Here is a 22,660-nt window from a genome sequence, read left to right as displayed (position 1 = left end):
GGGATGCGTCGCCAGCAAGTGTCGATGGGCGGTGCGCTGGCATTCTGGATGGGGAATCCGTTGTTAAACCCGGCGACGCTGGTGTTTATGGGGTTTGTCCTCGGCTGGGGCTTTGCCGCGATTCGTCTGGTGGCGGGGTTGGTGATGGTGTTGCTGATTGCGACGCTGGTGCAAAAATGGGTGCATGAGACACCGCAAACGCAGGCACCGGTCGAAATTGACATGCCGGAAGCGCAGGGCGGATTTTTTAGCCGCTGGGGCAGGGCGCTATGGACGCTTTTCTGGAGCACGATCCCGGTTTATATCCTTGCAGTACTGGCGTTGGGTGCCGCTCGCGTCTGGTTATTCCCCCATGCCGATGGCGCTGTCGATAACAGCCTGATGTGGGTGGTGGCGATGGCGGTAGCAGGATGCTTGTTTGTCATTCCCACGGCAGCAGAAATTCCGATTGTACAAACGATGATGCTGGCAGGTATGGGAACCGCTCCGGCGCTGGCATTGTTGATGACGCTCCCGGCGGTGAGTTTGCCGTCGCTGATTATGCTGCGTAAAGCGTTTCCGGCAAAAGCATTATGGCTGACGGGGACGATGGTGGCGGTGTCTGGTGTGATTGTCGGTAGTCTGGCGCTGTTGGCCTGAAACATGTCGGATGCGGCGTAAACGCCTTATCCGACCTACGGTTTGTGTCGTTGTAGGCCTGATAAGACGCGGCAAGCGTCGCATCAGGCAACGGCAGTCGGATGCGGCGTAAACGCCTTATCCGACCTACGGTTTCCATCGTTGTAGGCCTGATAAGACGCAGCAAGCGTCGCATCAGGCATTACAAGGGACAGTTATTTAATAAACGTAAACGCCGTGGTCACCCGCTTCACGCCGCTCACCCGGCTGGCAATATCTGCCGCCGCTTTTGCTTCACGTTCAGTCACCAGCCCCATCAGGAACACTTCGCCGTTTTCGGTGGTCACTTTCACGTTGGACGATTTCACCAGGTCGCTGGTTAACAGTTGCGAACGCACTTTGGTGGTGATCCACGTATCGTTAGACGCTTCGCCCAGACCAATCGGCTGACCCTGACGAATCTCGTTATACACTTCGTTGGCACCGTCTACGCCCATAGCAATCTGTTTGGCGCGAGCCGAAAGTTCAGCGTTTGGTGACTGCCCAACCAGCAGCACTTTGCCCTGATAGGCCGTTACATTAATGCGTGCTTCTTTCTTAATCTGTTCGTCTTTTGACAATGCGCTGTTCACGCGTACTTCCAGAGTACCATCGTCCACCTGGGTGCCGACACTGCGGGGGTCGGTCGCCGCTTTAGTACCCACAGCGGCAGTACCTACTACGGCAGCAGCAACACAACCTTGCAACAGCAGCGCGGAAATAAGGACTGCGATTGGCGATAATGCCTTCATGTATTCTCCTTAATCATCCTGGTGAGGGAAAAGCGTGTTATCGATCAGATCGCACAGGCAATTTACCGTCAGCATATGCATTTCCTGAATGCGAGCACTACGATGCGAGGGAATGCGGATCTCCACGTCCTGTGGCCCTAACAAACCTGCAAGTTCACCGCCGTCATAGCCGGTTAATGCCACAATGGTCATATCACGCGTAACGGCGGCTTCAACAGCTTTTACGATATCGCGGCTATTGCCACGAGTAGAAATAGCTAACAACACATCTCCCGCATGTCCCAGCGCCCGCACCTGTTTTGCATACACTTCATCATGTAAGCGATCGTTGGCAATCGCCGTTAAGACAACATTATCGGTATTTAGTGCAATGGCAGGTAGGCTGGGCCGCTCCGTCTCGAAACGGTTGATCATGCTGGCAGCAAAATGCTGTGCATTGGCAGCGGAGGTTCCATTACCACAACAGAGGATTTTGTTGCCATTGAGCAGAGACTGAACCAGCGTCATGGCTGCACGGGAGATGGCATCCGGAAGCGCCTCTGCCGCTGCAATTTGAGTTTGAATGCTTTCAGTGAAGCAAGCTTTGATTCTTTCTTGCACGCTAATCCTTAAACCTTAATTATGAGTGGTCATTAAAGGCGTCCTTAATCCACTCAACCTCATTCCCGGTGAAGGCTATCACATCGAACCGGCAATCCACAGTATCAAAACTCCCATTATGACGCGCGAGCCACAAGCGGGCAGTCTGTAATAATTTGTGTTGTTTGCTGCGGGTCACACTGGCTGCTGCGCCACCATATAGGGCAGAGCGGCGGTAGCGCACCTCAACAAAAACGGTGGTCTGGCCTTCATGCATTATCAGATCAATCTCGCCGCCACGCTCGTTCACGTTAGCGGCGACAAAGCGCAGTCCTTTGCCTTCCAGCCAGCGACGCGCTTGTGCCTCCCACGCATCGCCGGTCTGTTTAGTGGTTAACTGGCGGGGACTACCTGACCTTGTTGGTACTGTAGCCATGATAACTTCCTGTTAATCACGCAATCCGGGTTAGCCGTCAGACTTCCGGTATTACCGTTGATTTCAAAACCCTGAACCTGGCGCATTTGCGAGAAATGATTCGCCAGTGACCAGGCATCGACGCCCATCGCATACATGCGCGCCAGCGAATAATCATTATTTACCGCACTGAGCGCCTGCTGCATTAACGGCAGATTACCGCCTGCCAGCATCGGGATTTCGCTGTACTGCAAGCCTTCCATCTCCAGTCGGAAATCCGGGCCAGCAGAGCCTCCTGCGCTGCGGGAGCTGGCGTACAACGTTGCACCGCTGTGACTGCCGTTACGCATGGCGATCATCGGTTTGATGAAGGCGATTTCAGCTGGCGTTGCCACAATGTACACCGCATCGACACGGCCGCCATTATCGGTGAACTGGTCTCCGGTCGGCGTGGTTTGCAGGGTTGGATTGTTGGTCGTCATGCCGGAGTCGGTTGTCGCTCTGGGTGTAATCGGGCTACCTGTTAAAGCGATACCTGCACGGCCGTTAACACCCGCGTGTAATTCGCTGGTGGAACCAAATTTTTGTTGCAAAACGGTGCCGCCGCCGAGTTTCTGCCACTCTTGCGCAAACGCATTGGCTACGCGATCGCCCAACGAACTGCGTGGGATCAGTACCAGCGGTGCTTGTTTACCCTGGTCACGAATATGACGCGCTGCATCGCGCGCTTCATCTTCTGGCGATAGCGCGAAGTAACAGATATTGGCGCGGTTTTCGATATTTTCCGGCTGATTGAGTGCCAGCACGTTCAGCGGGGTGTTGCTCTTGAGCAACTCCTCAACGTTATTTTTTAGCAGTGGACCGACTACAATACTCGCGCCATCCTGCTGAACCTGGTTGAGGATCTGGCTAAGTGGTTGTGATGAGGTATCGTAGATTTTCAGTTCTGCGGATGGATTCGCCGGAGAGCTTACCGCTGCGGTGCTTGCCGGAGGGGCGCTTACAGGCACCGGCTGTGCGGCGGTTTCTTCACCTGTCAGATCGCTAACAGACGCTTGTGCCGGGCTGGCAACGCCGTCTACGGTTTGCGGCTGGGGTTGTTCTGCTACGTCAGCGACAGGCGCGGCTGCTACCTGAGCCGCTACCGGCTGAGTGCCGATATTTTTCGCCGCTTCAAAGCCTTGCTGAATAGTGCGACCAAACACTGCGGCCTGACCATTCAACGGTAACAGCAGGGCGATTTTGTTGGTTGACGCTGGTTTAAACGCTTTTACATTTACCAACTGCGTTGGCAGCATTTTCGCGCCCGGATTGTTCGGATAACGTTTCTGCCAGTCAGCGATCCCGGCTTTCATCATGTCGGGGTCATTGCGGTTATCAAACCAGACGCGTTGCAGATCCAGCCAGCCTTGCAGGATGTTTTCGTCGGCGTTGATCACCAGCGTATTCGCCTGCTGCTGGGTCATGGCGGAGAGCGCCTGCCAGGTGGCATCGATATTCTGCTGTTTTTCTTGCGCACCGAGTAACGGTTCCTGAGCAATTAATGCGCGCAATAAATCAATGGAAGGACGTCCCTGACTGGCATCGATTTTTGCCTGCCAGTAACGCGCCTGCTGGTTTTGCTCTAAATCTGCCGGAGTAATTTTAGCCAGCAAGGTCTGCGCGCCAGCAAAATCTTTTTGTGTCAGCTTAATCTCTACCGCCAGCAGAGATTTTTCACGACGCTGGATATCGTTCAGTTCTTGCGGCAGCTGGTTAAACAGTTCAACCGCCTGCCCGGTTTTACCTTCTTTCACCAGTGCACGAATGGCGAGTAATTGCCAGTTGATCCTGGTATCATCAGAGCTTTGCTGCATCTGCTGAAGATAAAAGGCAGAATCGGCCTGCGCCGTGCCCTGCATATAGGCAGTGGACTGATCGGGGGTATGGGTGCCACAACCGGCGAAAATCAGGGCTGCCAGAACAACAGGCAGACAACGCGCGGCTTTCAAACGAGAAAATGTTGAGGGTACCATAATGTATCCAGTGATATTTTTTTTACGCAATTCTCAATATTAAATCGGCAATACGGACGACACAATGAAACAACACCAATCGGCGGATAATTCTCAAGGTCAGCTCTACATTGTACCGACGCCAATCGGCAATCTGGCGGATATCACCCAGCGTGCGCTGGAGGTATTACAGGCTGTTGATCTGATTGCCGCCGAGGATACGCGTCATACCGGTTTACTGCTGCAACATTTTGGGATAAACGCCCGACTGTTCGCTCTGCACGACCATAACGAACAACAGAAAGCCGAAACGCTGCTGGCGAAGCTGCAAGAGGGACAAAACATTGCGTTGGTTTCTGATGCCGGAACGCCGCTGATTAACGACCCTGGTTACCATCTGGTGCGTACCTGCCGTGAAGCGGGGATTCGCGTGGTGCCGCTACCGGGACCGTGTGCTGCCATCACTGCATTAAGCGCCGCTGGTTTACCATCCGACCGTTTTTGTTATGAAGGCTTTCTGCCCGCTAAATCGAAAGGCCGCCGTGATGCGCTAAAAGCGATTGAAGCGGAACCGCGCACGCTGATTTTTTATGAATCAACCCACCGTCTGTTAGATAGCCTGGAAGATATCGTCGCGGTGCTGGGTGAGTCCCGCTACGTGGTGCTGGCGCGAGAACTGACCAAAACCTGGGAAACTATTCACGGCGCGCCCGTTGGTGAGCTGTTGGCGTGGGTAAAAGAAGATGAAAACCGTCGCAAAGGTGAGATGGTACTGATTGTCGAAGGACATAAAGCGCAGGAAGAGGACTTGCCTGCCGATGCGCTGCGCACGCTGGCGCTGTTACAGGCAGAACTGCCGCTGAAAAAAGCGGCGGCGCTGGCAGCAGAAATTCACGGCGTGAAGAAAAATGCGCTGTATAAGTATGCGCTGGAGCAGCAAGGGGAGTGATTACAGGCGTTGCAGCAGGAATAAGAGCTGCAACGCCTGTTCCTGGCGAGTTAACGACGACACATCTCATCAATCACGCATGTGAAATAGTTATGCAGCCATAAAAATGAAGCCGGGATAGTGGTGGAGACTTTAGCCGTGAGAAAACGTTCTGTCGCATCCTGCTTTCCTTCGCCAGTCACCAGTAACAAAACTTCGCGGGCATTGAGAATATCCTTCAAGCCTAAGGTGATCCCGTGAGTCACGGGACGACCAGCGGTTTTTAACATCTCATGTTGCTGGGTTTTCGCATCAAGTTGGCTGATATGGCAGGCCGGTTGCAGGCTTTCTCCCGGTTCGTTCAGCCCAAGATGACCGTTTTTCCCTAGTCCGAGAACGCACAAATCGAGACCGCCTTTGCGCGCAATCAGATTCGTTACCCGCTCGCACTCTGTCTCGTTTATCTCTTCGGAGCGAAAGCTGATGAGCTGGTCTTCACGTAACCCCAGCGGCTGCACGATATGCTTCTGAAGGAAAGTTTCGCAGGTGCCGGGCGCGGTTAATGGCAGATCCACCCATTCGTCGAGCTTCACGAAGGTGAGTTGGCTGACATCAACCTGCTGCTGGTGGATTTTTTCTACCAGATAATGATATGTCAGTAATGGTGTCGCTCCGGTCGCGAGGCAAATCACGGCCTTTGGTTTGCTACGGATCACGTCCAATAAATATTCGCTGGCGCGCTCACTTAACGCCGTATAGTTTTCAACTTGCTGTAAGGTTTGCATGAGGAGAAATTCCTTGTGTAGAGAGGCACCACCAGGCGCGATGCGAAGACCAATGACAAACGCCAAATAGCCTGATGCGCTACGCTTATCAGGCCTACATTGTTTGTGCAATATATTGAATTTGCATAGTTTTGTAGGCCGGATAAGGCGGTAACGCCGCATCCAGCATGAACAAAGCGCACTTTGTCAACAATCTGAGGCTGCGTCAGACGCAGTGCCTTGTTCCATTTACAAAATGCCAAATGCGGAACAAACAATAGAGAGCACAAACGTCACGCCGATTAACAGCACCGGATGCGCTTTTTTCACCCGCAGGAAGTAATACATCAGCAGGGTATAGGCCATCGGTAAAATATTCGGGAAGACTTTATCGAAGAAATCCTGTTGCAGTGCGACGCTGTGGCTACTGTCGATAGCAAACGACGTCACCACGTTAATATGCACATACGAGGCAATCAGCCCGCCGATTACCGTGATCCCGAGGATGGTTGCCGAACGGGCAATCATTTGCGAGTTCTCTCGTACTTTATCAATAGCCTTCACGCCGACTGAATAACCGACGTGGGTCCAGCCGACGCGCAGGAAAAAGATAAGCAGGTAAACGGCGAAAAACAGAATCGGCCCCAGCAGGTTTCCCTGACTGGCAAACGATGAGCAAATCCCCGCCATAATCGGCAACAAGGTAAACCAGAAAATCGCATCGCCAATCCCGGCGATTGGGCCAAACAGCGCCACTTTCAGACCCTTAATGGTGTCGCGGTTTTCTCCTTTCTCTTCCATCGAAATCAATAACCCCATCAGGAATCCGACCAGATTCGGGTGGGTATTAATAAATTCGAGATTATCTTTCATCGCCGCGCTTAAGCCCGGTTTGTCGTCCTTATAAATCTTTTTCAGGATCGGCAACATCGCCCAGGTAAAGCCGCCAGCCTGCATCCTTTCGTAGTTAAAGCTCGCTTGCAGCAGCGACGAACGAAAGCCCAGACGGGTGATATCTTTTTTACTGATTTCAGATCCCATTGCTGTAGTCCTCTTCTTCATTTTTACTGGCAACGGGCTGCGGTTGCGCTTGCTGCCGGGATTTCGCATTGAAAAACTCATACACCGCAAAGCCTGCGCCCAGTACGGCAACCGGCAACAGGTTGCTGACCTGGATGTAGCAAACAAACAGGAAACCGGCGATCAGGTAAGGGATATATTGCGCTTTGAACATCACGCGCAGCAGCAAGCCAAAACCGACGGCAGGCAGAATACCGCCAGCCACTTCAAAGCCGTGGGTCAACCATGTGGGCATTGCTTTTACCAGCGCCTGCATCGCACCTTGCGCCAGGTAAGTACAGAGGAAAGCAATCACCGCATACGAAAAGGCAACAATCAGCATCGTTGTCCAGTTAAGTCGGGAAAACGCTGCTGTATCCGCCTCTTTGGCGCATTTATCGGCTTTGCTCATAAATAGCGAGAATGCCGAATAGAAGAACAGAATGAGGTACTGCATTAACAGGCTGAACGGCAGGCCAAGACCAATCGCCGTTTTGGCATCGACGCCCGTAGACCATGCAATAACGGTAGTCATCAGACCGGCCATAATCGGGTTAGGCGGCTGAACACCACCGGCAGGGGTTAATCCGGCGAAAGCCAGTTCTGTCAGACCACCGGTAATTAAGCCAGTCTGAATATCACCGAGAATAGCGCCAGTCAGGGTACAAACGATTATCGGGCGGAATAAAAATAAGGCTTCCAGCCAAAAATCAATCCCCAGAACGAATACTAACACCGCCAGGGATAATCCCTGAATTAGGGTTATTTCATGCATTTTATTACCTCAAACTAATATTAAGGCGATTTTAGATCTAGTCAGGGATTTGTTCTTTTTGATCGCCGGGGACATCCTGAATAAAAACATTCACGCCGCGTTGTTTAATGAAACGTAAGTCGGCAAAATCCTGAGCATCAACATAAACTTTACTGCTGATTTGCTTCTTCCCTTCCGAGAAATGCATGTTACCGACGTTGACATCTTTCAGGTCAATACCACCCTCGACCAATTTACGTACCGTTTGCGGCGTACGGCAAATCAGGAAAATCTTCTGATGTGGCGCTGCTTTGCCGATGATGTTAATGGTTTTTTCGACAGTAAAGAAGCGGATACCAAAGCCGTAGGTTTCCGCAGTAATACCCATCAGTTTCTGCTGAATATCATCGTTAGCGACAACATCATCCACGACCACCAGCAGATTCGCACCGATGGTGGATGTCCAGGTCACGCCAACCTGGCCATGAACCAGACGGTTATCAATACGGGTTAAGAGAATATTTGGACTGCTCATTATGTAATCCTCACCATAAAAATTGAATAATATAATTTTAAAATATATTATCGTTACGATATTGTACTGATTTATTTATTACGGTTTACTCATTTCCTTTGCCATTAAGGCACTACCCGATATTAGTCGAGCAGTACTTATTAATAAATTGTATAAAATTAATGATTATGCTGAAATGCGATTTGCTGAACCACAGACATTAATTTTATTTCTGACCACTTCTTTCATTGCATCCATGCCGACGCGCATATAATAGCGAGGATCATTACCCTGCGGGTTTTCTGCAAACCAGGCTTTAACCGCGCCGGCGAAGGCTATTTTTAATTCTGTTGCAACATTAACTTTCGTCACACCCAGTTTAATAGTCCAGCGAACAAATTCATCCGGGACATCGCTGGCGCCATGCAGTACCAGAGGGATGTCTACCATTTCACGAATTTCCGCCAGCCGCTGAAAATCAATTTTCGGTATTTTTCTGTACAGGCCATGCGCCGTACCAATCGCTACCGCCAGGCTGTCGACGCCAGTCTGTTTGACAAAGCGTCTGGCTTCTTGTGGGTCGGTGAGGAACGCGCTTTCTGCGTCAACACTCATATCATCTTCCACGCCTCCCAGACGGCCCAGTTCGGCTTCCACACTGCAATCCTGCGAGTGGCAGAAGTCGACAACCGATTTCACCAGTTTCACGTTTTCAGCAAACGGGAAGTGACTGCCGTCGATCATCGCGCTGCGCACGCCAGCGTGGACTTTACGGCGAATATCATCGAGCGATTCGTGGTGGTCGAGATGCAGTGCCAGCGGCATGTTGTAGGTTGTGGAATAGGCGCTACACAGGGCGTAGATCTCTTCCAGCGCGATATGTTTAAAGGTGCCAGGCGTCCCGGCGAGGATCACCGGCGATCGCATTTCACTGCACACTTCGAGGATCGCCTGGATCGTCTCGGCGTTATGGATGTTAAATGCAGGCACCGCGTAGCCATTGGCCTGGGCGTCTTGTAACAGATATTTGGTGGAGATAATGCTCATAATGCGATCCTCTTATGCCTGCCACGGATGAATAATTACGCCTTGTACCACGCGGTTTACGGTGCCACTGGCTGATGGGGAATCCGGCGTATTGCCCATATGTAGCGACTGCATCAGTGCAAACGTCTGGGCGTACATCAGGAAGCAAAATGCCTGCTCAACGTCGATAAAGTGACGGGATGGCGGCAGGATGATATGCGGGCCGGCGGCGATAGTGTCGTTGCTTTCAGCGGCGATGGCGATCACGCGCATTGCCTGGTTATCGCGGCGGAGTTCTGCCAGCAGATCAAGATCATACTGACGGGTGTAGGGGTGGCTGGAGACAAACACCACCACCAGCGTTTCGTCATCGACCAGTGATTTCGGGCCATGACGGAATCCGGTCGGGGAATCATAAAAGGCCACCAGTTTACCCGCTGTCAGTTCCAGCACTTTCAGCGCCGACTCGCGTGCCGCGCCCTGTAAGCCACCGCTGCCGAGATAAACGATCCGCTTCCACGGCGCGTAACCAAACACGCCTTCGCTGAAATCGCCGAGCGAGGTCAGGATCGCCTGGCAACGATCCGCCACATCGCGGAAGGTCTGGCTGTTGATCATCTCAGGTGCGAAAACCGCGAGGCAGCTGGCCATCATGGTGGTAATACTGCTGGTCATCGCAAAGCCGCGATCGTGCGTTTCTGCGGGCATCAGTAGGGCAAACGCGTTATCGCTGTTGATCGCGTTTTGATAGAGAGCGCCCGCTTCATTGCAGGTGATCGGCAGGTGATAGCACTCCGGTACAAACTTATTTGCCAGTTTCACGGCGGCGACGCTTTCCGGGCTATTGCCGGATCGACCGAAGGAGATCAACAGCAGCGGATGCGCTGGATTCAGATAGTCCATTGGATTGGTAACCAGATCGGTGGTTGGTATGGCGCTGAAGTTTTTGCCGGTATGGCTGGTGAGCCACGGCGCGATGATGTCACCGATAAATGCCGAGGTTCCGGCTCCGGTCAGGATTATCCGCAGATCCTCTTTGCGCAGTAACGGTGCAAGGAAACCGTTGAGCGCGGAACGTAGCGCGTCAATGTTGGCGAGCGAACGAAGCCACGCGCGAGGCTGATGGCGGATCTCTTCTTCAGTCCATGTGCCGGTGGTGGTGGTCGCAGGGGGGTAATTTTCTGGCATAACTAAATCCTTAGTTTGATGAACTTGACGTCTGGCATTATCGCTTTCGCTTGCCTTTCGTTTCATTTCACTTGACGATGTCTTTCGTTGATTAAAATTTATAAAAAAGAAACTGAAAGTTCAACAATGAAGAAAGAAATAAAACGAAATTTGTGATCGTTGAAAGAAAAGACAAGGGAAGATAAAGGTATTGCGTGATGGGGGGATATTTGCACCGATTGCCGGATGCGGCGTAAACGCCTGATCCAGCCAGGCTGCCACCTGCCCAGCCGTAGGTCGAATAAGACGCGTCAGCGTCGCATCCGACACCGGTGCAAAAGTCAAAACAAAAGAAAAAAGTCTCGTAGGGGAAGTGAAAGCCAGATAAAGAAACGAAAGTGTAAAACGCCACTCACTGTCTTTTACCAACAGTGGAGGGGCGTTTACCTTATATTCCTTCCTCGACCGGACATTCTTTATGGCAGCGGCCTAATTCGTCCACCAGACTGGTCAGCCCACGGTGTCCGCACTCCAGCGCCTGCACGCGGAATTCTTCGCTGCTTAACCCTTCGCGCTCCAGCACCATTTCCAGTAATAGTTGCAAATTGGTGCCGGTGATCACTTCACAGCCCGGTTTTTGCATCGCCTGCGTTGAAGCTACGCGAAACGGCGTGCCTCCCAGCAAATCCGTCAGAAAAACAATGCCGTCTTCACAATCCAGTTGGGCGATAGCCTCTTCAAGCTGCGATGTAAGCAGCGCAGTGTTTGAGGTTTCTGGAAAATCAATGGCGATAAACTGCGATTGCTCACCGAGGATTTGCTTCATTGCTTTTTCCATGCCGCTGGCAAATCCGCCATGCCCTGTCAAAATAATACTTAACATCTAATACCTCATTGTATTTAAAGGAAATGACAGAATTTACCGACGATGCCGAGAACCACAGTGATTGCAATCAGGCGCAGCGGACTCCAGCCGCGACGTACCAGCCAGAACATGGTCAGGGTATAGACCAGCGGCAAGAAGGCAGGCATCAGTTTGTCGATAACGTCAGTCTGTAGCTTAACCACTGCGTCGCCCGCCGTGATTTCCAGCGTGGTGCTTAATCGGACATAGGTTGCTACCAGCGCGCCGATCACCGTCATCCCAACGATAGACGCCGCATGACCAACTTTTTTGGTATTCGCTTTAATTAGCGGGATCGCCGCGACGCCCATTCGATAAGCGTAATGCGCAAGACCAAAACGCAGACCGAGATGCACCACGTTGAATAACACGATAAATACCACAGCGCCGAGAATGGAGCCTTGCAGCGCCAGACTGGCGCCAATCCCGCCGCAAATTGGCAGCAGCGTTAGCCAGAACATCGCATCGCCAATCCCGCCGAGCGGCGCACCAACGGCAATCTTGGTGCTCTGAATACTGTTCACGTCCTGTTTTGAGCGTTCCATCGCGAGGATAATGCCGATAACAAACGTCACCAGAAACGGGTGAGTATTGAAAAAGCCCATATGGCCTTTCATGGCACGCGCCAGGTCGCGTTTATTGGTGTGGATCTTTTTCAGTGCAGGCAGCAGACCGTACAGCCAGCCGGAAGCCTGCATACGTTCGTAGTTGAACGAAGCCTGTAACAGCATGGAACGCCAGGCGACGCGGTTGATATCTTTTTTCGTCAGCTCTGCGCCAATGCTCTGATCGTCATATACGTTTTCATTGACGCCAGTCAGCAGTGTTTCTTCGTTTTCACTGACGTTCGGCAAGGTCGTTTGATTAGATGCCATCTTCAAATTCCTCTTTCTGTGCCGCAGGTTGAGTCGGTTCAGGAGATTTACGTAGTAGGTCGATCAGCGCCATAGCCAGCGCGGCGGCAGCAATAGCCAGCACCGGTAACTTGAGCCAGGCGGCGGCAACAAAGCCCAGGATGAAGTAGGGGATGTAAACGTTTTTCATCATGATTTTCAGCAGCACGGCAAAACCGATTGCTGGCATGATGCCGCCTGCAACGCCAAGGCCGTCGATTAACCGTTGCGGCAGGACATCAATGATGGTTTTGGCATGTTCCGCGCCGAAGTAAATCGGCAGGAAAGCACAAAGAAAATAGAAGGTGCCGAGCGCCAGCAGTGCCAGATAGTTCACTCGCTCAATGCCGCGTGTATCGGCATTTTCCGCCATCCGGTCACAACGGGACATTACGCCAGACATCACCGAGAACAGGAAGGTAATCCCCATCTGTACCGCGACGGCGAAAGGCACGGCGACACCGACTGCGACATCGGGTTTCACGCCGGTGGTAATAGCAAATGCCGTACCGACGATAGTACCGATAATGACGTTAGGCGGCTGTGCGCCCGCCAGCGGAGCCAGCCCCATCCATACCAGTTCCAGCGTACCGCCGGTTAAAATACCGGTATGTAGATCGCCAAGTACCAGCCCAACCAACGGCCCAAGAACCACCGGGCGGTGTATATGGGTTAAGCCGTTAAACATATCCAGGCCAGCGATAAAGGCGAGAATGCCCAACACGAATGCCTGCAACAGACTGATTTCCATGATGAATCCCTCAAAGTAATTTAAAGAGCTCCACAGCAGGTTCTGTCGGGACGCCCTGAACGAAGCATTCCACTCTGGCGGTTTTCAGATCGTTAAACGCCGCGATATCACCCGCATCTACAGAAACCGTTTTGGCGATTTGTTGCTTGCCATTGGCGTAATGCATATTGCCAACATTAATGCGACTCACCGGGACACCACCTTTCACCAGCGTCAGGAAATCGGCTGGTGTTTTGCAAACCAGCAGGATTTTCTGCCGTTCAGCGGCGCGATGGATGTTGTCGATCACTTTCTGCAACGACCAGAAACGCACAGCGATCCCTTCTGCCAGTACCATTTCCATCAGGTTTTGTTGTACCGGATCTTCGGCTACCTCGTCATTGGCTACCAGAACCAGATTTGCCCCCGCAAATCCGACCCACTGAACGCCAACCTGACCGTGAATCAAGCGTTCATCGATCCGGCTTAAAACAATATTTGGCATAGCGTGTTCCTCTTTGTTTTGGTTATTGGCCTCCACAGGCTGTGTGGTACTGCGCCAGGATGTCCTGAATATGGTTGATAATGAGCGCCCTCGGCGTTGGCTGTAGCTCGCCGGAGCGAACTTTGACGTATTGCAGCGGCAGATACTGGCTGATGAGCGGTAGCGGAATTGGCGCATCCGCCAGGTTACGAACCAGATGGGCGAAAGCGTCATCAATCTGGCTGTCCGGCCAGTAGTAGCGCACACGATCTGAGTAGCTGTAACCGCGTGCCAGACGACGTGCGTTGCCGTCACCGTGGTAGTGGCTTTGCCAGTATTCCGGACGGTCAAGCATCACGTTTTCCAGAACCTGACGCAGACTGGAACAGGCTTTCGCTGGCACCAGTTCTTCTTCAATCGCCGCCAGAGAAAACAGGGTTTCACGTAGGGCGAAGGTCAGCGCCGGGCCAACTTTCAGAATGGCAAAGTGGTCGATTACCAACTGGCGTAGTGATTGCGGCGTTTGATAATCGGTAGAGTGAGCTTCGAAAATCAGCGTTTGGTAGTTTTCGACCATCTGGCTTAAGGCGGTCGCTTTTGCGGGCTGATAATCAATAACGTTGGTGTGATCGAATTCGACACCGGGTTGTACCACCAGGGCAATGATGCGTGGCCACAGGGCATTCAGACCTTGCTTTTCAAAGGCGTGACGATGGGCTTCCAGCGTGGCGCGGGCGGCATCGGGCGTAGTGACCGCCAGTTCGCTTAAGGTTTCATGAGCGCCGCCGGGCACCGGAACTTCGGTGCCGATGACATACACCAGATCGGCCTCGCCAAAGTGTTCGCGGCAGGTTTCTTCCGCGACTTTTGCCAGACGGGCAGCGCGTTCAGCCACGATGTCATCGGTTAAGGGAACCGGATCGCCCTGACAGGACATGCTGCAATCAAGATGGATTTTTTTGAACCCCGCCGCGACGTAGCTTTTAATCAAATCATCGGCATTGGCCATCGCCTGAGCGGCAGGCAGATTCTGCCAGCGGTTTGGCCCCAGATGGTCGCCACCGAGAATCAACGCGTTTTGCGGGAAATTCAGCGAGTCGGCAAGCTGGCAAACAAAGCCGCGAAAATCGGCGGGCGTCATTCCGGTATAACCGCCGAACTGATCCACCTGATTGGAGGTTGCTTCAATCAGTAACGGCGTTTGGTTTGCGAAGGCATAGTGGATGGCCGCTTCCAGCACTAGCGGATGTGCGGAGCAAACGGCATAAATCCCATTTGTTTTGCCCTCTTTGTGCTGTCTCACCATTTCTATCAGATATTTCACTTTCTTCTCCAGACCAAATAATTGCCATTGTTAATCTTTCGTTTTGTTTCAATTTATACTGCGCCATGGTGATGTAAAAATAAAACGAAAGGTAATGGTTTTCTGATCTGATTCACAAAAGAAACATAATGAAAGTTACTGAAACAAGAGTCGCTTACGTCAACAGGCAATGTGGGCTTGCATTTGGTTAATAGAAAGGCGTTAATAAGAAAAACGAAATGAAACGAAAGATTTACGAAAGGATTTACTATGAGTAATACCGACGCATCAGGTGAGAAGCGAGTGACTGGCACCAGCGAGCGAAGAGAGCAGATCATTCAGCGCCTGCGTCAGCAAGGGAGTGTGCAGGTTAACGATCTGTCAGCATTGTATGGTGTATCTACTGTGACAATCCGCAACGATCTGGCGTTTCTGGAAAAACAGGGGATTGCCGTGCGTGCCTACGGCGGCGCGCTGATCTGCGATGGCTCGACGCCGTCAGTCGAGCCTTCGGTAGAAGATAAAAGCGCGCTGAACACGGCGATGAAACGCAGCGTTGCGAAAGCTGCCGTTGAGTTGATTAAGCCAGGTCATCGGGTGATCCTCGATTCCGGAACCACCACCTTTGAGATTGCCCGTCTGATGCGCAAGCACACCGATGTGATTGCGATGACCAATGGTATGAACGTGGCGAATGCTTTGCTGGAAGCGGAGGGCGTTGAACTGCTGATGACCGGAGGGCATCTGCGCCGCCAGTCGCAATCTTTTTACGGCGATCAGGCTGAACAATCGCTGCAAAATTACCACTTCGATATGCTGTTTCTCGGCGTAGACGCTATCGATCTGGAGCGCGGCGTCAGTACGCATAATGAAGATGAAGCTCGTTTAAACCGCCGGATGTGCGAAGTTGCGGAACGGATCATCGTGGTCACCGATTCCAGTAAGTTCAACCGCTCCAGTTTACATAAGATCATCGATACTCAACGGATCGACATGATCATTGTCGATGAAGGCATTCCTGCGGATAGTCTGGAAGGGCTGCGAAAGGCTGGGGTTGAGGTGATTCTGGTCGGGGAGTGAGAAATGGTGCCCGCTGGTCAAAACGGATGCGTTCGGCGGGCATTGTGAACACCATCAATGGGTTTCTTCAGTCTATCTGGTGAGGGTTTCCCAGTCGGCAGGAGGATGTCCTCTTTTTAACATTTTGCTGAATACGGTATAGGCATCTGTTTTTTTACCGTAGGTGCGCAGCGTGTTTTCATCGTTCATCCATCCAAGAATGATGACTTTCTCTTTTTCGCTGTAACGAAAGAAGAGACGATAACGACCAGCGCCAAATTTTACCCGTGACCAGTCTTTATTTTTCCCTGAGCCTAACGAATTGCCATGACGGAATGCCGGTGATGATGGATTGACCGTGATATGCTCCTCAATAACTTTATGTACTACCGCCAATAACTTTGTGACGGCTTTTTTCTGATAATTTTCAGGATCTTTTCCCTTTAATGTCTCAACTTCGGCAACTAAAGCGTCGTAGGTTTCCTGAAAGCAGGGATGAGCATATAGCGCCCAACCATTAACCCTTTGTGGAAAATCCATTATTCGTCGTCGCCAATCTCATCATCAATGTTGACGTCCATGCCAGCGACAAGTCTTTTTCCTTGTTGAATTTCGAATGGACGAGTTTTTTGCGGGTTGTTCTGGATATCTGCATCCAGAAAACGCAAAAATGCATTCATAGTATGATCCTCCTGTTCATCTCCCACACGGCACATAAATACTTGCCCACCAGGCAGGATTTCGTAATGAATGCTGTCCAGGCCTGGCTTCAGTTTTAAGGCCTCACGCACTGGCGCGGGGATAGTTGTTTGTCCGCGTATCGTGACCTTTGATTCAGTGGTCAGTACAGCGTTAGAGCGAGCATTAGCGGGCATTGTTCACTGTCCTTTTACAGCCTTTTTTCTGCTCAAATTATAATCTTCAACTAAGGTAATGCAAATGCATTATTAATGGATGAGGGGACTTGAAACAATAAAAACATGGCACTAAGGCCATGTTTTGCGAGGCGCGTTCCAAAAGAAATCAGGTCACTGGCGCCGGGTTAAATACTGCCAGTTGGTTATGCAGTCCCCATTGATCCGAGAAGGTTTTCTTCTTCCCGCTGGCGACGTCAAGAATAAAGTGGAACAGCTTCCAGCCCACCTCTTCAATGGTCTCTTCGCCGGTGGCGATAGTGCCCGCATTAATATCCATCAAATCAAACCAGCGGTTCGCCAGTTCGGTGCGGGTTGCCATTTTAATGACCGGCACCGCCATCAGACCGTATGGTGTGCCGCGACCGGTGGTAAATACTTGCACGGTAATCCCTGAAGCCACCTGTTGGGTGCCACAGACGAAATCGCTGGCTGGCGTCGCGGCGTAAATTAATCCGCGTTTGGTCGGACGCTGACCGGGTGACAGCACTTCAACAATCGCGCTTTTACCCGATTTGGCAATGGAGCCGAGTGCCTTTTCCACCACGTTTGCCAGACCGCCTTTCTTGTTGCCCGGCGAAGGGTTGGCGCTGCGGTCGGTTTTTCCCATATCAAGATAGTTGTCGTACCACTCCATCTCATCCAGCAGGCGCTTGCCGACCTCTTCATTAATAGCGCGCGGTGTCAGCAGATGGATCGCGTCACGCACTTCCGTTACTTCTGAGAACATCACCGTTGCGCCGCAGCGCACCAGTAGATCAGATGCATAGCCCACAGCCGGGTTTGCCGTTACACCAGAAAACGCATCGCTGCCGCCGCACTGCATACCGACAACCAGTTCTGAAGCCGGGCAGGTTTCTCGCTGCCGTTGATTTAATTTGTGCAGGTGGCGCTCGGCAACCTGCAAAATATCCTCGACCATGGACTGAAAACCGACATGTTTTTCATCCTGCAAGCTGACAATACTGGCACTTTCCACTGGAATAGCCTGTACATCATCCGTGCCGACCAGCAGGCGTTCAGGCTGCAATTTCTCGCAACCCAGACCAATCACCATCACCTCGCCGCCAAAGTTTGGGTTAAGCGAAATGTTGTGAATAGTACGAATAGGCACCACCGCCGCCGGAGCGTTAATCGCCACGCCACAACCGTACAGGTGATTCAGCCCCACCACACCATCGACGTTCGGGTATTTCGACAGCAGGTCACGCTCAATGATTTTCACCACGTAATCCACCACGCCCGCCACACAATGCACGCTGGTGGTGATGCCGAGCAGGTTTTTGGTGCCCACGCTGCCATCGGTATTGCGATAGCCCTCAAAGGTATAACCTTCAAGCGGCGGTAAGGGTTCCGGCACTTTAGTTGCCAGTGGCAGCGTGTGTAACGGCGGCGCTTCCGGCAGTACGACCATTGATTCGTCGATCCAACTTCCGCGTGGGATTGCGCGCACGGCATAACCAATCACTTCACCGTAACGAATAATTTCGCTATTCGCAGGGATATCAACTAATGCGACTTTATGCCCCTGGGGTATATGTTCAATTAATTCCAGTCCGTCCGGGAAACGTGTTCCTGCTTTCAGGCCATTATCATTAACAATAATTGCCACATTATCTGTGTCGTGAACTTTTATATAAAACGCAGTCGGCGTTTCTTGCCTGATTTCGATGTTGGCCATTATCCCGTTTTCTCCGGTCGCTGGTAATAATAAATTTATGTTGAGTGATTCTGATGACAGAAATAATTTCATCTGTGAGATGGAATAAGAGTGTCAGGAGATGAAAAGTCAGTATGTGATCAACATCACTAATTATCGTGATAGCAGGGCGACAGGGGCCGGCAAAGCGTAAATATGTGCATTGGCACGCAGCGTGATAGGCATATGCTCAAAATAATATTTATATCAGGCAATCATAATGAGCATTTGCACAATGCCTATTATTTCTGGTCTGATTATACTCATTGTCGAAAACAGATTTATTATTGAACAGGGTCAATATTCGTTAAGAGAATATTTAATAAATAGCACTGACCTTTTTGCTATCGACGGAATATAAACATAATTAGTGGGATTGCTGAATAAGGAACGCATGTGCCTTTTTAATCTTACTGCCTATTTTTATTGTCATCGAAGAGATTGCCCTCTTTCAATACTGCACCGGGAAGCCTGACTGGCGACATTAAACGTATGGAATTGCAGAAATAAGCAAAGGTATAAGCGATGAATAACGATATTTTCCCAAATAAGTTCAAAGCCGCGTTGGCAGCGAAACAGGTACAGATTGGCTGCTGGTCAGCACTTTCTAACCCAATTAGCACTGAAGTTCTTGGTTTAGCTGGCTTTGACTGGCTGGTGCTGGATGGCGAACATGCGCCAAACGATATCTCCACGTTCATTCCTCAGTTGATGGCTCTGAAGGGGAGCGTCAGCGCGCCAGTGGTGCGTGTACCGACCAACGAACCGGTAATTATTAAGCGTCTGCTGGATATCGGTTTTTATAACTTCCTGATCCCCTTTGTCGAAACGAAAGAAGAAGCGGTGCAGGCGGTGGCATCTACCCGTTATCCACCAGAAGGTATTCGCGGCGTTTCTGTTTCTCACCGCGCCAATATGTTTGGCACCGTGGTGGATTACTTCGCTCAGTCGAATAAGAACATCACCATTCTGGTGCAAATCGAAAGCCAGCAAGGCGTTGATAACGTTGATGCTATCGCCGCAACCGAAGGCGTTGACGGTATCTTCGTTGGCCCCAGCGACCTAGCGGCGGCATTAGGTCATCTCGGCAATGCGTCACATCCGGATGTGCAAAAAGCGATTCAACATATTTTTAATCGCGCCAGAGCCAACGGCAAACCCTGCGGCATCCTCGCCCCTGTCGAAGCCGATGCGCGTCGTTATCTGGAATGGGGCGCTACGTTTGTGGCCGTCGGCAGCGATCTCGGCGTATTCCGTTCCGCCACGCAGAAACTGGCAGATACCTTTAAAAAATAACCACCACCGCAACAAGAGAGATGATTGATATGACTATGAAAGTTGGTTTTATTGGCCTGGGTATTATGGGTAAACCAATGAGTAAAAACCTCCTGAAAGCAGGTTACTCGCTGGTGGTTGCTGACCGTAACCCTGAAGCCATTGCTGAAGTGATTGCCGCAGGCGCAGAAACAGCGTCTACGGCTAAAGCTGTCGCTGAACAGTGCGATGTCATCATAACCATGCTGCCAAACTCCCCTCATGTGAAAGAGGTGGCGTTGGGTGAAAATGGCATTATTGAAGGCGCGAAGCCAGGTACGGTATTGATCGATATGAGTTCAATCGCTCCGCTGGCAAGCCGTGAAATCAGCGAAGCACTGAAAGCGAAAGGTATTGATATGCTGGACGCCCCGGTGAGCGGCGGTGAACCGAAAGCCATCGACGGTACGCTGTCTGTGATGGTGGGTGGCGACAAGGTTATTTTCGACAAATACTATGATTTGATGAAAGCGATGGCGGGTTCCGTGGTGCATACCGGGGAGATCGGTGCAGGTAACGTCACTAAACTGGCAAATCAGGTCATTGTGGCGCTGAATATTGCCGCGATGTCAGAAGCGTTAACGCTGGCAACCAAAGCGGGCGTTAACCCGGAGTTGGTGTATCAGGCAATTCGCGGTGGGCTGGCTGGCAGTACCGTTCTTGATGCTAAAGCGCCGATGGTCATGGACAGAAACTTCAAGCCAGGCTTCCGTATTGATCTGCATATTAAAGATCTGGCGAATGCGCTGGATACCTCTCACGGCGTTGGTGCGCAATTGCCGCTAACTGCTGCGGTTATGGAGATGATGCAGGCACTGCGTGCCGATGGTTTGGGAACGGCGGATCATAGCGCCCTGGCGTGCTACTACGAAAAACTGGCAAAAGTCGAAGTTACTCGTTAATGGCGTCGCGCCCGGATGGCGTATTGCAATCCGGGTCTGGAATCCAGGCCGAATAAGAGAAACGCCCTCCGGCGTCATGTGGTAACAGGCACAGGTATGAAAATCGTAATCGCCCCAGACTCTTATAAAGAAAGTTTATCTGCCAGCGAGGTTGCGCAGGCGATAGAAAAAGGATTTCGGGAAATTTTTCCTGATGCACAGTACGTTTCGGTTCCGGTTGCTGATGGCGGCGAAGGAACGGTGGAAGCGATGATTGCAGCCACCCAGGGTTTCGAACGTCACGCCTGGGTTACAGGGCCACTGGGCGAAAAGGTGAATGCCAGTTGGGGGATCTCTGGCGATGGTAAAACCGCGTTTATTGAAATGGCGGCGGCCAGTGGGCTGGCGTTAGTACCGTCAGAAAAGCGTGATCCGTTGGTGACGACTTCTCGCGGCACGGGGGAGTTAATTTTACAGGCGCTGGAGAGTGGCGCGACCAGCATTATTATTGGCATCGGCGGCAGTGCCACCAACGACGGCGGCGCGGGGATGATGCAGGCGCTGGGGGCGAAGTTAAGCGATGTCAACGGTAATGAAATCGGTTTTGGCGGCGGCAGTCTTAATACCCTGAATGATATTGATATTTCCGGCCTCGATCCGCGTTTAAAAGATTGCGCTATTCGCGTCGCCTGCGATGTCACTAATCCGCTGGTGGGCGATAACGGTGCTTCGCGTATCTTTGGCCCGCAAAAAGGGGCTAATGAAGCCACGATTATCGAGCTGGACAAGAATCTCTCTCACTATGCTGATGTCATCAAAAAATCGCTGCATGTTGATGTGAAAAACGTTCCAGGTGCAGGGGCTGCAGGCGGTATGGGAGCGGCGCTAATGGCGTTTCTTGGAGCAGAGCTAAAGAGCGGCATTGAAATTGTGACGACGGCGCTCAATCTGGAAGAACATATTCATGATTGCTCGTTGGTGATCACCGGAGAAGGTCGCATTGATAGCCAGAGCATTCACGGTAAAGTGCCGATTGGCGTAGCGAACGTCGCGAAGAAATACAATAAACCGGTAATTGGTATTGCGGGTAGTCTGACGAAGGATGTCGGCGTTGTGCATCAGTATGGCATCGATGCTGTATTCAGCGTGTTGAACAGTATTGTTACGCTGGATGAAGCTTTCAGCGGGGCTTATGACAATATTTACCGTGCTTCGCGTAATATCGCCGCGACGCTGGCGATTGGAATGCGCAACGCGGGGTGACAAGGGCGCGCAAACCCTCTATACTGCGCGCCGAAGCTGACCAGACAGTCGCCGCTTCGTCGTCGTCCTCTTCGGGGGAGACGGGCGGAGGGGAGGAAAGTCCGGGCTCCATAGGGCAGGGTGCCAGGTAACGCCTGGGGGGGAAACCCACGACCAGTGCAACAGAGAGCAAACCGCCGATGGCTCACGCAAGTGGGATCAGGTAAGGGTGAAAGGGTGCGGTAAGAGCGCACCGCGCGGCTGGTAACAGTCCGTGGCACGGTAAACTCCACCCGGAGCAAGGCCAAATAGGGGTTCATAAGGTACGGCCCGTACTGAACCCGGGTAGGCTGCTTGAGCCAGTGAGCGATTGCTGGCCTAGATGAATGACTGTCCACGACAGAACCCGGCTTATCGGTCAGTTTCACCTCTTCAACAGAAACCCGCCAGTGCAAAACTGGCGGGTTTTTGCTTTTGAAGCGAGCGGTAAGATGAATGACTGTCCACGACACTATACCCAAAAGAAAGCGGCTTATCGGTCAGTTTCACCTGTTTTAACGAAAACCCGCCAGTGCAGACTGGCGGGGTTTTTGTTTTTTGGCGAGCGGGAAGATGAATGACTGTCCAC

Annotated in this window: 25 protein-coding genes and 1 other RNA gene; 7 read left to right on the top strand and 19 right to left on the bottom strand. The window is 51.7% G+C overall.

What is annotated here, in order from left to right; genetic code table 11:
- Window positions 1–639, top strand: a 639-nt coding sequence (locus tag A7589_RS14870) for a permease (protein WP_201261858.1), incomplete at its 5' end; no start/stop codon positions are given.
- A gap of 194 nt (window positions 640–833) precedes the next feature.
- On the opposite strand, the gene dolP is transcribed toward A7589_RS14870, so the two are convergent.
- The 4 genes from dolP to lpoA are packed head-to-tail and all read right to left on the bottom strand — an operon-like array spanning window position 834 to window position 4,418.
- Entirely contained in the window at window positions 834–1,409 is a 576-nt protein-coding gene (gene dolP, locus A7589_RS14865) for a division/outer membrane stress-associated lipid-binding lipoprotein (protein WP_000646033.1), read from the bottom strand.
- A 9-nt stretch (window positions 1,410–1,418) separates the two neighbouring features.
- The gene (diaA, locus tag A7589_RS14860) at window positions 1,419–2,009 is read right to left on the bottom strand and encodes a DnaA initiator-associating protein DiaA (protein WP_001158034.1); all 591 of its coding nucleotides are present in this window, start codon (window positions 2,007–2,009) and stop codon (window positions 1,419–1,421) included.
- A gap of 19 nt (window positions 2,010–2,028) precedes the next feature.
- A complete protein-coding gene (locus A7589_RS14855) occupies window positions 2,029–2,424 on the bottom strand; it encodes a YraN family protein (protein WP_000246838.1) in 396 nt (131 codons plus the stop codon).
- Entirely contained in the window at window positions 2,382–4,418 is a 2,037-nt protein-coding gene (lpoA, locus tag A7589_RS14850; protein ID WP_016159718.1) for a penicillin-binding protein activator LpoA, read from the bottom strand. Before lpoA ends, A7589_RS14855 begins: the two co-directional genes overlap by 43 nt.
- A 64-nt stretch (window positions 4,419–4,482) precedes the next feature.
- Here lpoA and rsmI point away from each other — a divergent pair, with 64 nt between their 5' ends.
- Window positions 4,483–5,346 (top strand): 16S rRNA (cytidine(1402)-2'-O)-methyltransferase, encoded by an 864-nt coding sequence (gene rsmI / locus A7589_RS14845; RefSeq protein WP_000809263.1) that lies wholly within the window; start codon window positions 4,483–4,485, stop codon window positions 5,344–5,346.
- Window positions 5,347–5,396: 50 nt separating this feature from the next.
- Here rsmI and A7589_RS14840 read toward each other — a convergent pair whose 3' ends face one another.
- The 11 genes from A7589_RS14840 to kbaZ all read right to left on the bottom strand — a co-directional run bounded on the left by A7589_RS14840 (window position 5,397) and on the right by kbaZ (window position 14,944).
- Entirely contained in the window at window positions 5,397–6,110 is a 714-nt protein-coding gene (locus tag A7589_RS14840; RefSeq protein ID WP_001194194.1) for a galactosamine-6-phosphate isomerase, read from the bottom strand.
- 228 nt (window positions 6,111–6,338) lie between these two features.
- Window positions 6,339–7,130, bottom strand: coding sequence for a PTS galactosamine transporter subunit IID (gene agaD, locus A7589_RS14830; RefSeq protein ID WP_000534348.1), 792 nt, complete (start codon window positions 7,128–7,130; stop codon window positions 6,339–6,341).
- Entirely contained in the window at window positions 7,120–7,923 is an 804-nt protein-coding gene (gene agaC, locus A7589_RS14825; protein ID WP_000544467.1) for a PTS galactosamine transporter subunit IIC, read from the bottom strand. The genes agaD and agaC overlap by 11 nt, the downstream gene beginning before the upstream one ends.
- A gap of 37 nt (window positions 7,924–7,960) precedes the next feature.
- Window positions 7,961–8,437 (bottom strand): PTS galactosamine transporter subunit IIB, encoded by a 477-nt coding sequence (gene agaB, locus A7589_RS14820; protein WP_000098034.1) that lies wholly within the window; start codon window positions 8,435–8,437, stop codon window positions 7,961–7,963.
- A 165-nt stretch (window positions 8,438–8,602) separates the two neighbouring features.
- Window positions 8,603–9,463 (bottom strand): tagatose-bisphosphate aldolase subunit KbaY, encoded by an 861-nt coding sequence (gene kbaY / locus A7589_RS14815; protein WP_016159722.1) that lies wholly within the window; start codon window positions 9,461–9,463, stop codon window positions 8,603–8,605.
- Between the two features lie 12 nt (window positions 9,464–9,475).
- On the bottom strand, window positions 9,476–10,630 hold the full coding sequence (locus tag A7589_RS14810) for an AgaS family sugar isomerase (RefSeq protein ID WP_001114847.1): 1,155 nt from the start codon (window positions 10,628–10,630) through the stop codon (window positions 9,476–9,478).
- Between the two features lie 427 nt (window positions 10,631–11,057).
- On the bottom strand, window positions 11,058–11,492 hold the full coding sequence (agaF, locus tag A7589_RS14805) for a PTS galactosamine/N-acetylgalactosamine transporter subunit IIA (RefSeq protein WP_000948816.1): 435 nt from the start codon (window positions 11,490–11,492) through the stop codon (window positions 11,058–11,060).
- A 17-nt stretch (window positions 11,493–11,509) separates the two neighbouring features.
- Window positions 11,510–12,388 (bottom strand): PTS N-acetylgalactosamine transporter subunit IID, encoded by an 879-nt coding sequence (gene agaE, locus A7589_RS14800; protein ID WP_010355080.1) that lies wholly within the window; start codon window positions 12,386–12,388, stop codon window positions 11,510–11,512.
- The gene (agaW, locus tag A7589_RS14795; protein ID WP_000406230.1) at window positions 12,378–13,157 is read right to left on the bottom strand and encodes a PTS N-acetylgalactosamine transporter subunit IIC; all 780 of its coding nucleotides are present in this window, start codon (window positions 13,155–13,157) and stop codon (window positions 12,378–12,380) included. The genes agaE and agaW overlap by 11 nt, the downstream gene beginning before the upstream one ends.
- Before the next feature lie 10 nt (window positions 13,158–13,167).
- Window positions 13,168–13,641: a PTS N-acetylgalactosamine transporter subunit IIB gene (gene agaV / locus A7589_RS14790; protein WP_010352084.1), complete on the bottom strand. Its 474-nt coding sequence runs from the start codon at window positions 13,639–13,641 to the stop codon at window positions 13,168–13,170.
- Window positions 13,642–13,663: 22 nt separating this feature from the next.
- Window positions 13,664–14,944, bottom strand: coding sequence for a tagatose-bisphosphate aldolase subunit KbaZ (gene kbaZ, locus A7589_RS14785; protein WP_000876165.1), 1,281 nt, complete (start codon window positions 14,942–14,944; stop codon window positions 13,664–13,666).
- Between the two features lie 249 nt (window positions 14,945–15,193).
- Between kbaZ and agaR the strand changes: the two genes are divergently transcribed.
- Window positions 15,194–16,003, top strand: coding sequence for an aga operon transcriptional regulator AgaR (agaR, locus tag A7589_RS14775; protein ID WP_000072178.1), 810 nt, complete (start codon window positions 15,194–15,196; stop codon window positions 16,001–16,003).
- Between the two features lie 72 nt (window positions 16,004–16,075).
- On the opposite strand, the gene yhaV is transcribed toward agaR, so the two are convergent.
- The 3 genes from yhaV to garD form a co-directional block, all read right to left on the bottom strand.
- A complete protein-coding gene (yhaV, locus tag A7589_RS14770; protein WP_000347261.1) occupies window positions 16,076–16,522 on the bottom strand; it encodes a type II toxin-antitoxin system ribonuclease toxin YhaV in 447 nt (148 codons plus the stop codon).
- Window positions 16,522–16,857 carry a type II toxin-antitoxin system antitoxin PrlF gene (gene prlF, locus A7589_RS14765; protein WP_016159726.1) on the bottom strand — a complete coding sequence of 112 codons (336 nt, stop codon included), beginning with the start codon at window positions 16,855–16,857 and terminating at the stop codon, window positions 16,522–16,524. The genes yhaV and prlF overlap by 1 nt, the downstream gene beginning before the upstream one ends.
- A 148-nt stretch (window positions 16,858–17,005) precedes the next feature.
- Window positions 17,006–18,577 carry a galactarate dehydratase gene (gene garD, locus A7589_RS14760; protein WP_001273785.1) on the bottom strand — a complete coding sequence of 524 codons (1,572 nt, stop codon included), beginning with the start codon at window positions 18,575–18,577 and terminating at the stop codon, window positions 17,006–17,008.
- A 543-nt stretch (window positions 18,578–19,120) separates the two neighbouring features.
- Here garD and garL point away from each other — a divergent pair.
- The 4 genes from garL (at window position 19,121) to rnpB (ending at window position 22,462) form a co-directional block, all read left to right on the top strand.
- Window positions 19,121–19,891: a 2-dehydro-3-deoxyglucarate aldolase gene (gene garL, locus A7589_RS14755; protein ID WP_001058059.1), complete on the top strand. Its 771-nt coding sequence runs from the start codon at window positions 19,121–19,123 to the stop codon at window positions 19,889–19,891.
- A 29-nt stretch (window positions 19,892–19,920) separates the two neighbouring features.
- Window positions 19,921–20,811, top strand: a complete 891-nt coding sequence (garR, locus tag A7589_RS14750; RefSeq protein ID WP_016159730.1) for a 2-hydroxy-3-oxopropionate reductase — start codon at window positions 19,921–19,923, stop codon at window positions 20,809–20,811.
- A gap of 96 nt (window positions 20,812–20,907) precedes the next feature.
- Window positions 20,908–22,053, top strand: a complete 1,146-nt coding sequence (gene garK / locus A7589_RS14745) for a glycerate 2-kinase (protein WP_010355084.1) — start codon at window positions 20,908–20,910, stop codon at window positions 22,051–22,053.
- Between the two features lie 32 nt (window positions 22,054–22,085).
- Window positions 22,086–22,462: RNase P RNA component class A (gene rnpB, locus A7589_RS14740), an RNA gene on the top strand.
- 2 nt (window positions 22,463–22,464) lie between these two features.
- On the opposite strand, the gene A7589_RS23320 is transcribed toward rnpB, so the two are convergent.
- Window positions 22,465–22,660: hypothetical protein (locus A7589_RS23320; protein ID WP_108188902.1), on the bottom strand; the 196-nt coding region annotated here is incomplete at its 5' end.

The organism is Escherichia sp. MOD1-EC6475 (genome assembly GCF_003046645.1).
GTDB lineage: Bacteria > Pseudomonadota > Gammaproteobacteria > Enterobacterales > Enterobacteriaceae > Escherichia > Escherichia ruysiae.
Note: the sequence above shows the minus strand (reverse complement) of the source record. Positions and strands in the feature narration are given on the sequence as shown.